The sequence below is a fragment of the Cellulomonas sp. JZ18 genome (assembly GCF_009720485.1).
Lineage (GTDB): Bacteria > Actinomycetota > Actinomycetes > Actinomycetales > Cellulomonadaceae > Cellulomonas.
Map to the genome: position 1 here is coordinate 1,403,792 of NZ_CP045245.1, position 14,631 is coordinate 1,418,422.

Genomic DNA, 14,631 nt, shown 5'->3' on the forward strand with positions numbered 1-14,631 from the left:
CTCTCCCCGTCGTCCCGTAGCAAGAGAGCAGGTCAGTCATGGCACACAAGAAGGGCGCGAGCTCCTCGCGCAACGGTCGCGACTCGAACGCGCAGCGCCTCGGCGTCAAGCGCTTCGGCGGTCAGGTCGTCAAGGCCGGCGAGATCCTCGTCCGCCAGCGCGGCACGCACTTCCACCCGGGCGCCAACGTGGGCCGTGGCGGCGACGACACGCTGTTCGCGCTGACCGCCGGTGCGGTCGCCTTCGGCACCCGTCGCGGCCGCAAGGTCGTCGACGTCGTCGCGGACCTCTGAGGCGCGACACACCCGATCGCTGACGAAGGGGCGCACCGGTGCGGTGCGCCCCTTCGTCGTGTGTGACGATCGAGGAGGCGGAGCGGCACCCGCCGCCCCCTCACCCGCACGTGGACCGGGCCCGACCGAGGGCGCCGGCCAGGACGAGGCAGGCGCACCCGCGCCGGAGGAGGACACACCGTGGCGACGTTCGTCGACCGGGTCGTGCTGCACGCGGCCGGCGGTGACGGGGGGCACGGCTGCGCGTCCGTCCACCGCGAGAAGTTCAAGCCCCTGGCGGGCCCCGACGGCGGGAACGGGGGCAACGGCGGCTCCGTGATCCTCGAGGTCGACCCGCAGGTCACGACCCTCCTGCCGTTCCACCACCTGCCGCACCGCCACGCGGGCAACGGCACCCAGGGCATGGGGGACCACCGCAACGGCGCGACGGCGGAGGACCTCGTCCTCGGCGTGCCGGACGGCACGGTCGTGAAGTCGACCGACGGGCGCGTCCTGGCCGACCTCGTCGGCGCCGGCGCGCGCTACGTGGTCGCGGCCGGTGGGCGGGGCGGGCTGGGCAACGCGGCGCTCGCGTCGCCGCGGCGCAAGGCCCCGGGCTTCGCCCTGCTCGGCGAGCCGGGCGAGGAGGCGGACGTCGTCCTCGAGCTCAAGACGATCGCCGACGTCGCGCTCGTCGGCTTCCCGAGCGCCGGCAAGTCGAGCCTGGTCGCGGCGATCTCGGCCGCGCGGCCCAAGATCGCGGACTACCCGTTCACGACGCTCGTGCCGAACCTCGGCGTCGTGCAGGCGGGTGACGCGCGCTTCACGGTCGCCGACGTCCCCGGGCTCATCCCCGGCGCGTCGCAGGGCAAGGGCCTGGGCCTGGAGTTCCTGCGGCACATCGAGCGCTGCGCCGTCGTCGTGCACGTGCTCGACTGCGCGACCCTCGAGCCCGGCCGCGACCCGCTGACCGACCTCGACGTGATCGAGGCCGAGCTCGCGGCCTACGCGGAGGACCTCGAGGTGGCCGCCGGCGGCGTGCCGCTCGCGCAGCGTCCGCGCGTCGTGGTGCTCAACAAGATCGACGTCCCCGAGGCGCGCGAGCTCGCCGACCTGGTCCGGCCCGAGCTCGAGGCCCGTGGCCTGCCGGTGCTCGAGGTCTCCACCGCGAGCCACGAGGGCCTGCGCCCGCTGACGTTCGCGCTCGCCGAGCGCGTCGAGGCGGCGCGACGCGCGGCGCCCGCGCCCGAGCCCACGCGGGTCGTGCTGCGTCCGCGTGCCGTCGACGAGTCCGGGTTCACCGTCACCCGGCGCGAGGCGGGCGGGCAGGTCTGGTTCGCGGTGCGCGGTGAGAAGCCCGAGCGCTGGGTCCGTCAGACCGACTTCTCCAACGACGAGGCCGTGGGCTACCTCGCCGACCGGCTCGCCCGGCTCGGCGTCGAGGACAAGCTCTACGAGGCGGGCGCCGTGGCCGGCGACGAGGTGCGCATCGGCCCGGAGGAGAACGCCGTCGTCTTCGACTGGGAGCCGACGCTGCTCACCGGCTCGGAGCTGCTCGGCGGGCCGCGCGGGTCCGACCTGCGGCTCGAGGAGCGCGCGCGTCCGACGCGCGGCGAGAAGCGCCAGGAGTACAAGGAGCGGATGGACGCCAAGGCGGCCGCGCGCGCCGAGCTGTGGACGGAGCGCGAGCAGGGCGTCTGGACCGAGCCCGAGTGACGCACGCCGCGCGTCCGGGCACCGGAAAGGCGTCGGGTCGCGCGGCGGTGGGGCGGCATCATGGCCGGGTGAGCTCCGCCGCCCTGCAGGGCCGTGACCAGCTGCCGGCCGCGGGCCGGCTCGTCGTCAAGGTCGGGTCGTCGTCCCTGACGACGCCCGACGGTCACCTCGACCCCGAGCGGCTGCGCGCCGTCGTCGACGTCCTGGCCGAGCGCCGCGCCGCCGGCACCCAGGTCGTGCTCGTCTCGTCCGGCGCGATCGCCGCCGGCATCGGACCGCTCGGCCTGGCCGCGCGCCCCCGGGACCTGGCGACCCAGCAGGCCGCCGCGTCCGTGGGTCAGGGGCTGCTCGTCGCGCACTACACGCGGGCGTTCGGCGCGCACGGGCTGCGCGTCGCGCAGGTGCTGCTCACCGCCGAGGACACGTGGCGGCGCGGGCAGTACCGCAACGCCCACCGCGCGCTCACGCGCCTGCTCGACCTCGGCGTCGTGCCGATCATCAACGAGAACGACGCGGTCGCCACGGACGAGATCCGGTTCGGCGACAACGACCGGCTGGCGGCGCTCGTGTCCCACCTCGTGCACGCGGACGCGCTCGCGCTGCTCACGGACGTCGACGCGCTGTACACGGGCCCGCCGTCGCGGCCGGGGTCCCGGCGCATCGCGGAGGTGCGCGGGCCGGCGGACGTCGCGGGCGTGGACGTGTCGTCCCGGGGGAGCGCGGTCGGCACGGGCGGCATGGTGACCAAGCTGGACTCGGTGGCCATCGCCACGCAGTCGGGCATCCCGGTCGTGCTCACCTCGGCCGTGCTGGCGCGGCAGGCGCTGGCCGGGGAGGACGTCGGCACGTGGTTCGCGGCGACGGGGCGGCGGTCGTCGATCCGTCGGCTGTGGCTCGCGCACGCGGCCCGCACGCACGGGCGGCTCGTGCTGGACGACGGGGCGGTGCGCGCCGTCGTCGAGCGCGGCACGTCGCTGCTGCCGGCCGGCGTCACCGGCGTCGAGGGTGCGTTCGAGGCGGGGGACCCCGTGGAGCTGGTGGACGGCGCCGGCGCCGTGGTGGCGCGGGGCCTGGTGTCGTACGCGGCCGACGAGGTGCCGCAGCTGCTGGGGCGCTCGACGGGGGACCTGCGGGACGCGCTCGGCCCGGGCTACGACCGTGAGCTCGTCCACCGGGACGACCTCGTCCTCGTCCGCCGCCGGCGCTGACGGCCACCCGCCGGACGGCCCCCGGCCGGCCCCCGCCCGCGGACTACCCTGGCCTCATGACGACGCAGCTCGAGCCCACGGCACCGTCGACCGCGTCCGGCGCGGCGCCGGCACCGGGTGCGGCGGGCGGTGCGCAGGAGGCGGTGCTCGCGGTCGCGCGCCGTGCGAAGGTCGCCGCGCGCAGCCTCGCGACCGCCACCCGGGCGACCAAGGACGCCGCCCTGCACGCGATGGCGGACGCGCTGGTGGCCGCGGCGGACCCGATCGTCGCCGCGAACGCGGACGACCTCGCGCGTGGCCGTGCCGCCGGCATGTCGCCCGGGCTGCTCGACCGGCTCGCCCTCGACCCGGCGCGCATCGGTGCGATCGCGGACGCGCTGCGCGAGCTGGCGGGCCTGCCGGACCCCGTGGGCGAGGTCGTGCGCGGCGCGACGCTGCCGAACGGGCTGCGGCTGCGCCAGCTGCGGGTCCCGATGGGCGTGGTCGGGATGATCTACGAGGCGCGGCCGAACGTGACCGTCGACGCCGCGGGCCTGGCGCTGAAGAGCGGGAACGCGGTCGTGCTGCGCGGCGGGTCCGCCGCGGCGAGCAGCAACGCGGCGATCGTGGCGGTCCTCGCCGGCGCGCTCGAGGCCCGGGGGCTGCCGGGCGACCTCGTGCAGTCGATCGACGGGTGGGGCCGCGAGGGCGCCGTCGCGCTCATGCACGCGCGCGGGCTGGTCGACGTCCTGGTGCCGCGCGGCGGCGCCGACCTCATCGCCACCGTGGTGCGCGAGTCCACCGTGCCCGTCATCGAGACGGGGGTCGGGAACGTGCACGTGTACGTCGACGCATCCGCCGACCCGGCCGTCGCGCTGCCGATCCTGCTCAACGCGAAGACGCAGCGCGTGGGCGTGTGCAACGCGGCGGAGACGCTGCTCGTCCACCGGGACGCGGCCGAGGGCTTCCTCCCGTCCGCGCTGACGGCGCTCGCCGAGGCGGGCGTCACGCTGCACGGGGACGCGCGCACGCAGGAGCTGGCCCCCGCGGGCGTCGCCGTCGTCCCCGCCACCGACCACGACTGGGCGACCGAGTACCTCGCGCTCGACCTGGCCGTGCGCGTCGTCGACGACCTCGACGAGGCGCTCGAGCACATCCGCACGTGGAGCTCGGGCCACACGGAGGCGATCGTCACGCGTGACCTCGCGGCGAGCGAGCGGTTCGTCGCCGAGGTCGACTCGGCCGCGGTCATGGTCAACGCGTCCACCCGCTTCACGGACGGCGGCCAGCTGGGGCTGGGCGCCGAGATCGGCATCTCCACGCAGAAGCTCCACGCGCGTGGCCCTATGGGCCTGGCCGAGCTCACCACCACCAAGTGGGTGGTGCACGGCGACGGGCACGTGCGGCCCTGACCGACAGGCCGCGGCGCCCGTGCGACACTGGGACGCCGTGGCGCCGACCGCCGGCCGGGCCACGACGCACCGGCCACCGCCACCCGACGACCCCAGGAGGACGACGTGCACGCCACCCTGATCGCTGCGGCCGAGGAGGCCGCCGCCCACGGGACCGAGCTCCCCTTCCCGCCCGTCGTCTTCGGCGTCGGGGGCTTCGTGGGGCTGCTCGCGCTGCTGCTCATCACGTACGCCTTCCGCAGCGTCGGGTCGCGCCACTGACGGTGCTGTCCGCAGCCGAGGGTCACGCGCCGCGCATCGGGGTGATGGGCGGCACGTTCGACCCCATCCACCACGGTCACCTCGTCGCGGCGAGCGAGGTCGCCGCGCGCTTCGCGCTCGACGAGGTCGTGTTCGTGCCCACCGGCCAGCCGTCGTTCAAGCAGGACACGGCGGTCACGGCGGCCGAGCACCGCTACCTCATGACGGTGATCGCCACGGCGTCGAACCCGCGCTTCACCGTGAGCCGCGTGGACGTCGACCGTCCGGGGCTCACCTACACGGTCGACACGCTGCGGGACCTCAAGGCGGAGCGTCCGGACGCCGACCTCTACTTCATCACCGGAGCCGACGCGATCGCCCAGATCCTCACGTGGAAGGATGCTGCCGAGCTCTTCGACATGGCGCGGTTCGTGGCGGTCACCCGTCCCGGCCACGCGTTGTCGGTCGCCGGCCTGCCCGCGGGGCGGGTCGACGTGTCGGAGGTCCCCGCCCTGGCGATCTCCTCGACCGACGTCCGTGCACGTGCTCGTGCGGGGGAGCCGGTGTGGTACCTCGTCCCGGACGGGGTGGTCCAGTACATCGCCAAGCACAGGTTGTATCGAGGTCGTGATGAGTGAACCCGGAGAGCGTCGCCGCCGTCGCGAGATGGAGCGGGCCGCCCTGGAGGGCGCGCCCACGACCGCGCCGGGCGGTCCGGCCCCGGTGAGCACGCCGGGCGGCGAGTCGCCCGCACCGGGGTCGCGGCGCGCCATGCGCAGTCGCCTGGTCACCCCGCCCGCGGGGACGAGCGCGACCCCGCCGCAGGGCGGCACGCCGTCGTGGAGCGCCGGTCCGCCGGCGCCGTCCGCACCGGCCCCGCGCGGTCCGGTCCCGGCGCCGCAGCCCGCGCCCGGCCCAGGCGGCGCCGCCGACGCGGCCGCCCGTTCCCGACGCTCCTACCGGGACCCCTCGCTGGACCCGACGTCGCCCGCGCGGCCGGCGCCCGGCACGTGGCAGGCCTCCGCGCCGCCGCCCGCGGCCGCACCGCGCCCGGAGGCTCGTCCTCGTCCGACGGCCGCGCCCGGCGGGCCGGTGCCGGCCCCGGGCGCCCCGGGGGCCGGCGCGCCCCGCGGCTGGGCTCCGACCAGCGCACCCGAGGCGCGACCGACGGCGGCGCCCGACGCGCGTCCCTGGGGCCCGCGGGACGGCGGGACGCCCGCCGGCCCGAGCTGGGCCTCGTCCGCGCCGCCGGCCGCCCAGCCCACCCCGCCCCGCACCTCGGCGTGGGGTGGCACGGGGGGCAGCGGCGGGGCGAGCGGCACATGGACGCCGACGGAGGCGCCGCCCGCGGCGGCGCCCTCGGCGCCGACGGGCGGGCGCACCGCGTCGTCCGCGCCGCGTCCCGTCCCGGCGCCCGCGCAGCCGGGGCCGGTGTGGGGGGCGAGCGCCGGCACGACGGCCTCCGCGGCACCGGGTCCGCAGGGCCTCGCCGGCGCCGGCGCGCGCCCCGAGGCGGCAGCCGCGGCCGGCGCGCCGGCACCGGCCGCGCCGTCCCGGACGCCTGCCGGCGCGCCGGATCCGGTCGTCCCCGTGCGGGACGAGGCGTCGACGCCGTGGGGCCGCCCGGCCGCCCCCGCGGACGAGCACCACGACGACGAGGACGACCTCGAGGACGAGCGGGAGCGCCGCCGCCACCCGTACACGTGGCTGCACCTGCTGGTCCTCGCGCTGGTCGCGTTCGTCCTCGGCTTCCTCATCATGCTGCTGCTCATCAGGGCGCGCGGCGACGAGACGGCGGCTGTCGTCCCGGCGCTGTCGCTGCTGCTGGGCGGGGGCGCACCACCGCTCTGACCGTCGCGCGGGCGCACGTCGCCCGCCACCGACCCGGCGCCGCCCGGCACCGACGACCCCGAGGAGACCCGTGCCCGCGAGCACCCGTGCGATCGAGCTGGCCCACGCGGCCGCCCGTGCCGCGTCCGACCTGAAGGCGCAGGAGATCATCGCGCTCGACGTCAGCGAGCAGCTCGTGCTGACCGACGTCTTCCTCATCGCCTCCGGGACCAACGAGCGGCAGGTCGGCGCGATCGTCGACGCCGTCGAGGAGGCCCTGCACAAGATCGGCGCCAAGCCCGTGCGGCGCGAGGGCAAGGGGCAGGGGCGCTGGGTGCTGATCGACTTCGGTGACGTGGTCGTGCACGTGCAGCACGCCGAGGACCGCGTCTACTACGCGCTCGAGCGGCTGTGGAAGGACTGCCCGGTCATCGAGCTGCCGGCGGACGAGCGGGGCGCGCAGGACGGCGAGGCGTGAGCACCGCCGGCGCCCGCGCCGGACGTCTCCTGCTGTGGCGGCACGGCCGCACGGCGTACAACGCGACCGCCCGCCTGCAGGGGCAGGTCGACATCCCGCTCGACGACGCCGGCCGGTGGCAGGCGCGCACGGCGGCGGCCCGGATCGCCGCCCGCTACACCCCGACGCTGGTCGTCAGCTCCGACCTGTCCCGCGCGGCCGAGACGGCCGACGCGCTCGGACGCGTCCTCGACATGCCCGTCGAGCGCGACCCGCGGGTGCGTGAGCGCGGCTTCGGCGTGTGGGAGGGCCTGACGGGGCACGAGATCGAGGCGCGCTGGCCCGAGGAGTTCGCCGTGTGGCGCGCCGGGGGCGACCCGGCCGGGGTCGGCGCGGAGAGCCGGGCGGAGGTCGCGTCGCGGGTGGGCGCCGCCGTGCGCGAGCACGCGGCCCGCGTGGGCCGGGAGGGGACCGTCGTCGTCGTGTCGCACGGCGCCGCGATCGGCTCGGTCGTCGCGGACCTGCTCGGGCAGCCGCCGCACTGGCGCGGTGTCGTCGGCATGCTCAACGCGCACTGGGCCGAGCTCGCGGCCGACCGCTCCGACGCCGAGCCGGGCTGGCGCCTGCACGGCTACAACCTCGGGCCGACGGACGCGTCCTCCGACTGGAACGCGGGACCGGACCTGCCGGCCGCCGACGAGGGCGCCGACGCCGAGACGCGCGACCCCGATTAGCGTTTCGGGGCCAAGACGTCCTATGCTTCCTGAGCGCCTCACGGGGCGCACGGGGTCCGCGAGGACCACGGGGCTGTGGCGCAGCTGGTAGCGCACCTGCATGGCATGCAGGGGGTCAGGGGTTCGAGTCCCCTCAGCTCCACCGAAAGAGCAGGTCAGAGGCCGTTCCTCCGTACGGAGGGGCGGCCTTTGTGCTGCTGTGGACGGAAGATGGACGCGGATGGCGGTGTGCCCGCATACGTGTCTGCCTAGGTGAGCCCGGAACTCGTCGGGTAACAGCAGCGCAGGTGCGCAGGAGGTCCGCGTCCGCCCGGCGCCCGCATCGGCGTGGAGCGCGTCGCAGCGGGTCACGAGACCGAAGACTCGAACTGCTGGTCGAAACGCGCGGCGCCGATGAGTGGCGACGGCCCGCCCCCGGCCGCCACGGCCCGGTCGCACGCGCGGGAAGAGGTCTCGCCGGGGCTCTTGAGACGTTTCAAACCCATGCTTCCCGTGGGCGTGGTCGCGCCGCTACCGTCGGTCGCACGCCCGGAGTGGACGCGCACTGACGCGCGTCGCGGTGCGTCGCGATCGGGGGAGCAGACATGGCGCGAGCGCGTCACGAGGCGGGCGTCGCGTCGGGGGCCGACGCCCGCGACACGGAACGCCGCGTGAGTGGCGAGGCCCTCCGCGCGACGTCGCCCGTCACGCTCGTGGACGCGTCGCTGCGGGTCGAGATCGACCCCGTCACCGGTGCGGTGACGCGGCTGGAGATGCCCGACGACCCGCACGCGATGAACTGGGTGACCGGCCCCGACGACCCGTGGCAGCCGGCCGGGCACGGGTGGGGCCTCGGCTACGTCAGCGAGCCGCTGCGGGAGCAGGTGCTCCTGCGGCGCTGGCAGCGCGCCGTCCACGTCGAGCGCACGTCCCGCGACGAGGTGGTGTCGCGCTACCGGGTCGCCGGCGTCGCCGTCGACGTCACTCGGACACTCGAGGACGGCGTGCTGCGCGAGCGCTACGACCTGCGCACCACCTCGGCGCCGCTCGACGTCGGGCGGCTCGCCGTCTACGTGCCGTTCCGCACCGACCTGGTCGCGGGCGCGGCGGGCCTAGACACGCACGCGCACGCCCACGTGCACGCGGCGGGCGGTCGTTCCTGGGTCCGGGCCGGGCGCATGTCCGGCCGCGGCGACCATCTGGGGCTGGCGCTGACCGAGGGAGCCGTCGCGGGGTACGCGCTCGACGGCGCGGGCGTCCTGACCGGCTCCGCCGTCCGCGGGGACCTCGCGCTCGTCGTGCGGGACTCGATGCAGCCGGCGGGCAGCCCTGGAGCGGAGCCCGTCGTGCTCCAGCCCGGCGGCGTGCTGACCCTGGCCTGGGCCGTCTTCCGGCACACAGGCCCGGACGACTTCCACCGGCGGCGCCGCACCATCGCGGGCAGTCCGGACCTCGTGCTCGCGGACGGCGCGACGACGACCGTGGGCTCGCGCCTCGTCGTCGAGGCGCCGGTGGACGTCCCCGCGCACGTCCGGCCGGTCGGCGCGGAGCGCTGGACGCCCGCGACGACCGCCGACGACGGTCGGATCGTCCTCGAGGCCGATGCGCCGGGGCTGGTCGAGGTCGCGCTCGGCGACCCGTCGGCGCCGGACGCGGTCGCGACGGTCGGCTTCCTGCCCGACCTCGACGACCTGGTCGCGCGCCGGGCGACGTTCGTCGCCGACCGCCAGCAGGTCGACGAGCCGTCCACCCCGCTGCACGGGGCCCTCCTGCCGTACGACAACCGGGCCGGCGGCATGGTGCGCAGCACGCGCGCCGACCTCAACGAGGGCCGGGAGCGCCTCGGCATGGGGGTGCTGCTCGCGCAGGCCGTCGCCGCGGGGCACGACACGCTCCGCCCCGCGCTCGAGCGCTACACCGGCTTCGTCGCCGGGTACCTGCAGGACCCCGACGGCACCGTGCACGACTCGTCGACGGACCGGACCTTCGTGCGGCTGTACAACTACCCGTGGGTCGCCCGCCTGTGGTTGGAGTGCTTCGAGCTCGACGGCTCGACGGAGCACCTCGACCGCTTCCTGCGCACCGTGCGGGCCTTCTACGCACGCGGCGGCACGCACTTCTACCCGATCGCGCTGCCTGTGCTGCGCGGGGTCGAGGCGGTGCGGCGCGCCGGCCGGACCGACGCCGAGGCCGAGCTCCTGGACCTGTTCCGCCGGCACGGGGACGCCCTGCTCGCCCACGGGACGTCGTACCCGACGTCCGAGGTGCCGTACGAGCAGTCGATCGTGGCGCCGGCGGCCGCCGTCCTCCTCGAGGTCGCGCTCGCGACGGGGGACCGGGCGTACGCAGACGGTGCCCGGGAGCACGTGCACCTGCTCGAGCAGTTCGACGGCGACCAGCCCGACGCCCGCACGCACGGCGTGCCGATCCGGCACTGGGACGGCTACTGGTTCGGCATCGACCCGATCTGGGGCGACACGATGCCGCACCACTGGGCGGCCCAGAGCGCGTGGGTGCAGGGGCTCGCCTCGCGCGCGTGGGGCGAGCCGGAACGGGCCGACCGGGCCCGGGCGACCTCGCGTGCCACGCTCCTGACGTTCTTCGCCGACGGCTCGGCCAGCTGCGCGTACTCCAACCCGCTGAGCGTCGACGGGGTGCGCGGGGCCCGGTGGGACCCGCTGGCGAACGACCAGGACTGGGCGCTGGTCACGGCGCTCGACCTGCGCGAGCTCCTTTACGGGCGCGAACCGCGCCGCTGACCGTGAGGAGCGGCCGGCCGCGATGTCGGCGTCGTTCGGTCGCCGCGGGCCCGCGCACGCGGGCGGCGGCGCGGACCGAGGGAGGGTCCGCGCCGCCGCTGAGGTGCTCGAGTGCCGGCTCAGCCCTCTGTCGCAGGCAGGTCCGCGCCCGGCCCCGGCGGCGTGCCGCCGGGGCCGCCGGCCGGGGGAGTGCCGCCGCCGGCGGGCCCTCCGCCCGCCGGTGCGCCGCCGCCCATGCCGCCCGTGGCCTCCTGCTGCTCGACGCTGTTCGCGTAGTCGTTGCCCGGGTCGCGGTAGATGGTGTGGACGTGGCCCCAGCCGGAGGTCACCACGCCCTCGACGTCGGCGCCGGCCGAGCCCTGCTGGGAGGCGAACTCGATGTAGACGTCCGGGCCGGAGATCTGGAAGGAGATGCCGTCGCCCTGCGTCATGTCGTAGACCGTGGCACCGGACCAGCTGACGTACGTCTGGTCGAGGGTGGCCTCGATCTCGGCGAGGGCGGCCGCGGTGGTCTGCTCGTCGGCCAGGCCGACCCAGTTGGCGACGACGTCGAGCAGCAGCTGCTTCTGCTCGTCGGTCAGGCTGGAACCGGCCAGGCCGGTGCCGGTCGGGTACGTGCAGGTGCTGCCGGGGGCGCAGACCATGGCCTGGACGTCCTCGCCCTGGTAGAGGGCGGCCTTCTGCTCGTCGGTCAGGCTGTCGTAGAACGCGAACGCGGTCGTGTACATGGTGCCGAAGGTCTCGACCTGGGTGCCGTCGGCGCTCGTCCAGACCTCGGGCTGGGTGCCCAGGTGCGTGGGGGCGAACGTGATGGCGTCCGCGCCGGCGTCGAGGGTGGCGTTGATGCCGAGGTGGTGGCCACCGAACTGGACCTCGTAGGCGCTGCCGGAGGACGCGTCGCCGAAGACCGCGAGGTAGTACTGGCCGAGGGAGTCCTCGGTGCTGCTGCTGGCGTCCGCGAGGTACTGGTCGCCGGCGATGATGTTCGACACCGTCGCGTAGCCCTCGTCGCTGAGCAGCGCCTCGAGGACCTGCAGCGCGGCGACCTGCTGTTCCTCGGTCAGGTCGGCGACGTTGAGGCCGGCCCGGTCGACGAACGTGACGGGGAAGTTCGACCACGACGTGGACTTGGTCGGGTCGTCGTAGTCGTAGGTCACCGCCTCGACCTGCTCGTCCGACAGGGTCGCCAGGAACGCCTCGACCGCGGCGGAGGTGTTCGTGATCGTCTCGGCGGTCGTGCTCGCGGTCGAGCTGGTGACCTGCCGGGCGGCGGCCGCGACCGTCGAGCCGGAGCTCGAGCCGGACGCCGTCGTGGCGGAGGTCGTCGTGCTCGACGTCGAGGTCGAGGAGGCGGCCGTCTCGGTGGCGCAGCCGCTGAGCAGGAGGCCGCCCAGGAGGAGCAGGCTGGTCGCACCTGCGAGGGCCCTGGTCGTGCGCCGGGGGCGCTGGGTGGGTTCGGTGTTCGTCGTCATGGCTCGATCGTGCGGATCCTCTCTTGGTGCCTCCTGTGGGACGGGTGTGCGACGTCGGTGAGAGCCGCGGTGCGCGTCGAGGCCGACGACGCCGCGGGAGGTGAGGCACAGGTCCACAGCCGTTTCACAGGGACGACCCAGGCGGCGCACCGGCCGGACCAGCAGGCTGGGCGGCATGACCGCGAACACCCGCGCCGCCGCCCGCCGGACGGACGTGCGCCCCGACGGATCGCCTGTCCAGGCCCTCGTCGTCGACGACGAGCCGGCGATCGGGGACCTGCTGGCCACCGTCCTGCGGTACGAGGGGTGGCAGGTGCAGACGGCGGCGACCGGCCAGGCGGCCCTGCGGGCGGCGCGTGGGGAGCGCCCCGACGTCATCGTCCTGGACGTGATGCTGCCCGACATGACGGGGCTGCAGGTGCTGCACCGCATCCGCCAGGTGCACCCGGACGTCCCGGTGCTGTTCCTGACGGCGAAGGACGCGATCGAGGACCGTGTCGCGGGCCTGACCGCCGGCGGGGACGACTACGTGACGAAGCCGTTCAGCCTGGAGGAGGTCGTCGCCCGGCTGCGGGCTCTGCTGCGCCGGTCCGGGGCGACGGCCCCCGCGGAGGACACCGACCTGGTGGTCGGCGGTCTGCGGATGGACGAGGACGGTCACGAGGTGTGGCGCGACGGTGAGCCGGTCCACCTGACCGCCACGGAGTTCGAGCTCCTGCGGTTCTTCCTGCGCAACCCGCGTCGGGTGCTGTCCAAGGCGCAGATCCTCGACCGGGTGTGGCAGTACGACTTCGGCGGTCAGGCCAACATCGTCGAGCTGTACGTCTCCTACCTGCGGCGCAAGATCGACGCCGGACGCGCCCCGATGATCCACACCGTGCGCGGCGTCGGGTACGTCCTGCGTCCCGCCGAGCCGGCGACGGGCGACGCCGTCCCGTCGACGTGACGCGCTGGACGCTCCGGCGCCGGCTCGTCACCGTCCTCGTCGCCCTGCTCGTGGGCGTCACGGCGGCCACGGGCGCCATCTCCACCCTCGCGCTGCGTGCCACGCTCGTGGCGCAGCTCGACGACCAGGTGCGCGCCGCGGGGCAGCGGGCCGGTGGCGTGCGCGCCGGGCCGGGCGCCGGCGTCCCGTGGTCGCCGGACCCGCAGGCCGTCGACGGCACGCAGGCGCGCCGCCCACCTCCGGGCCTGGGCGCGCCGGGGCAGGCGGCGGGCACGATCGCCCTCGAGGTCGTCGACGGCACGACGAGGGCCGCCTACATCGACGACGACGGCGAGTACCGGTCGTTGACCGCCGAGCAGGCGGACGTCCTCGGGGGCGTCCCGACCGACGGCGAGCCGCGGGCGGTCGACCTGCCGGGGCTGGGTCGCTACCGCGTCGTCGGCGCCACGACGAGCGACGGGCGCCTGGTCGTGACCGGTCTGTCGCTGCGGGACGCCCTCGGCACGGTCGAGGACTTCGTCGCCGCCGAGGTGGTGATCGCGGCGCTCGGCATCCTGCTCGCAGCGGTCGCAGGCGGAGTGCTGGTGCGCCGTGAGCTGCGCCCGCTGGACCGGGTCGCCGCGACCGCGACACGCGTGTCCGACGTGCCCCTGCACCGCGGGGAGGTCGCCGTCCTCGAGCGTGTCCCCGATGCGGACACCGACCGTGCGACGGAGGTCGGGCAGGTCGGCCTCGCGCTCAACCGGCTCCTCGGCCACGTCGAGGGCGCGCTGGCGGCCCGGCACGAGAGCGAGACCCACGTCCGTCAGTTCGTCGCCGACGCCAGCCACGAGCTGCGCACCCCGCTCGCCTCGATCCGTGGGTACGCCGAGCTGGTCCGGCGGATGCCCGACGAGCTCCCTGCCGACGCGGTGCGCGCGCTGGAGCGGGTCGAGTCCGAGTCGCGTCGCATGACCACGCTGGTGGAGGACATGCTCCTGCTCGCCCGCCTCGACGCCGGGCGTCCCCTGGAGGAGGCGCCGGTCGACCTGACGGCGCTCGCCCTCGACGCGGTGTCGGACGCGCACGCTGCCGGGCCCGACCACGTGTGGCGCCTCGAGCTGCCCGACCCGGAGGACGAGGGCTCTGCCGGCACCGTGGTGCTCGGTGACGAGCACCGGCTCCGTCAGGTCCTGGTCAACCTGCTCGCCAACGCCCGCGTGCACACCCCACCCGGGACGACGGTGGTCACCTCCGTCGCCCCGGGTGCGCAGGGATGCGTCGAGCTGAGTGTCCGCGACGACGGCCCCGGGATCCCCGACGAGCTGCGGCACCGGCTCTTCCAGCGCTTCGCGCGCGGCGACGCCGCCCGGTCCCCGGGGTCGGGGTCCAGCGGTCTCGGGCTGGCGATCGTCGACGCCGTCGTGCGCGCCCACGGTGGCCGGGTCGACGTCGGACAAGGGCCGGGAGCCGCCTTCACCGTCGCACTGCCCGCGGCCCCACCAGGTCCACCGGCCTGAGCCGCGGCCGGAAGGACGACCCCGGCGCAGCACGACGGTGCGACACGCGACGGCCCGGTACGCCCACGCGCACCGGGCCGTCGCACTGACTCAGGAGGCGGTGCCGTCGGTCGCCGGCTCGTCCGCCG

Annotated in this window: 13 protein-coding genes and 1 tRNA gene; 13 read left to right on the plus strand and 1 reads right to left on the minus strand. The window is 75.9% G+C overall.

Features of this window, described 5'->3' with window-relative positions:
- Positions 1–38 precede the first annotated feature (38 nt).
- The 11 genes from rpmA to GC089_RS06490 all read left to right on the plus strand — a co-directional run bounded on the left by rpmA (position 39) and on the right by GC089_RS06490 (position 10,586).
- Entirely contained in the window at positions 39–293 is a 255-nt protein-coding gene (gene rpmA, locus GC089_RS06445) for a 50S ribosomal protein L27 (protein WP_136519493.1), read from the plus strand.
- A 180-nt stretch (positions 294–473) separates the two neighbouring features.
- Complete coding sequence (gene obgE / locus GC089_RS06450) at positions 474–1,988, plus strand: GTPase ObgE (protein ID WP_155376932.1); 1,515 nt, start codon at positions 474–476, stop codon at positions 1,986–1,988.
- Between the two features lie 68 nt (positions 1,989–2,056).
- Positions 2,057–3,196, plus strand: a complete 1,140-nt coding sequence (gene proB / locus GC089_RS06455) for a glutamate 5-kinase (RefSeq protein WP_155376933.1) — start codon at positions 2,057–2,059, stop codon at positions 3,194–3,196.
- Between the two features lie 56 nt (positions 3,197–3,252).
- On the plus strand, positions 3,253–4,587 hold the full coding sequence (locus GC089_RS06460) for a glutamate-5-semialdehyde dehydrogenase (protein WP_155376934.1): 1,335 nt from the start codon (positions 3,253–3,255) through the stop codon (positions 4,585–4,587).
- Positions 4,588–4,692: 105 nt separating this feature from the next.
- Positions 4,693–4,848, plus strand: coding sequence for a hypothetical protein (locus tag GC089_RS18380; protein ID WP_196250845.1), 156 nt, complete (start codon positions 4,693–4,695; stop codon positions 4,846–4,848).
- A gap of 5 nt (positions 4,849–4,853) precedes the next feature.
- A complete protein-coding gene (gene nadD, locus GC089_RS06465; RefSeq protein WP_155378977.1) occupies positions 4,854–5,465 on the plus strand; it encodes a nicotinate-nucleotide adenylyltransferase in 612 nt (203 codons plus the stop codon).
- Between the two features lie 952 nt (positions 5,466–6,417).
- Positions 6,418–6,678 carry a hypothetical protein gene (locus GC089_RS06470; RefSeq protein ID WP_155376935.1) on the plus strand — a complete coding sequence of 87 codons (261 nt, stop codon included), beginning with the start codon at positions 6,418–6,420 and terminating at the stop codon, positions 6,676–6,678.
- A gap of 70 nt (positions 6,679–6,748) precedes the next feature.
- Positions 6,749–7,135, plus strand: a complete 387-nt coding sequence (gene rsfS / locus GC089_RS06475) for a ribosome silencing factor (RefSeq protein ID WP_155376936.1) — start codon at positions 6,749–6,751, stop codon at positions 7,133–7,135.
- Entirely contained in the window at positions 7,132–7,848 is a 717-nt protein-coding gene (locus tag GC089_RS06480) for a histidine phosphatase family protein (RefSeq protein ID WP_155376937.1), read from the plus strand. Before rsfS ends, GC089_RS06480 begins: the two co-directional genes overlap by 4 nt.
- 69 nt (positions 7,849–7,917) lie before the next feature.
- A tRNA-Ala gene (locus GC089_RS06485) sits at positions 7,918–7,990 on the plus strand.
- 442 nt (positions 7,991–8,432) lie between these two features.
- Positions 8,433–10,586 (plus strand): hypothetical protein, encoded by a 2,154-nt coding sequence (locus GC089_RS06490; RefSeq protein WP_155376938.1) that lies wholly within the window; start codon positions 8,433–8,435, stop codon positions 10,584–10,586.
- A 119-nt stretch (positions 10,587–10,705) separates the two neighbouring features.
- On the opposite strand, the gene GC089_RS06495 is transcribed toward GC089_RS06490, so the two are convergent.
- On the minus strand, positions 10,706–12,058 hold the full coding sequence (locus GC089_RS06495) for a DUF3500 domain-containing protein (protein WP_155376939.1): 1,353 nt from the start codon (positions 12,056–12,058) through the stop codon (positions 10,706–10,708).
- 175 nt (positions 12,059–12,233) lie between these two features.
- On the opposite strand from GC089_RS06495, the gene GC089_RS06500 reads away from it, so the two are divergent.
- Entirely contained in the window at positions 12,234–13,004 is a 771-nt protein-coding gene (locus tag GC089_RS06500; RefSeq protein WP_155376940.1) for a response regulator transcription factor, read from the plus strand.
- Positions 13,001–14,503, plus strand: coding sequence for a cell wall metabolism sensor histidine kinase WalK (locus GC089_RS06505; RefSeq protein ID WP_230685112.1), 1,503 nt, complete (start codon positions 13,001–13,003; stop codon positions 14,501–14,503). The genes GC089_RS06500 and GC089_RS06505 overlap by 4 nt, the downstream gene beginning before the upstream one ends.
- Positions 14,504–14,631: the final 128 nt, after the last annotated feature.

Excerpts from the sequence above, each read along its gene's own strand:
- rpmA (WP_136519493.1), top strand. The coding sequence starts at position 39 with ATGGCACACAAGAAGGGCGCGAGCTCCTCGCGCAACGGTCGCGACTCG.
- GC089_RS06460 (WP_155376934.1), top strand. The coding sequence starts at position 3,253 with ATGACGACGCAGCTCGAGCCCACGGCACCGTCGACCGCGTCCGGCGCG.
- GC089_RS06490 (WP_155376938.1), top strand. The coding sequence starts at position 8,433 with ATGGCGCGAGCGCGTCACGAGGCGGGCGTCGCGTCGGGGGCCGACGCC.
- GC089_RS06500 (WP_155376940.1), top strand. The coding sequence starts at position 12,234 with ATGACCGCGAACACCCGCGCCGCCGCCCGCCGGACGGACGTGCGCCCC.
- GC089_RS06495 (WP_155376939.1), bottom strand. The coding sequence starts at position 12,058 with ATGACGACGAACACCGAACCCACCCAGCGCCCCCGGCGCACGACCAGG.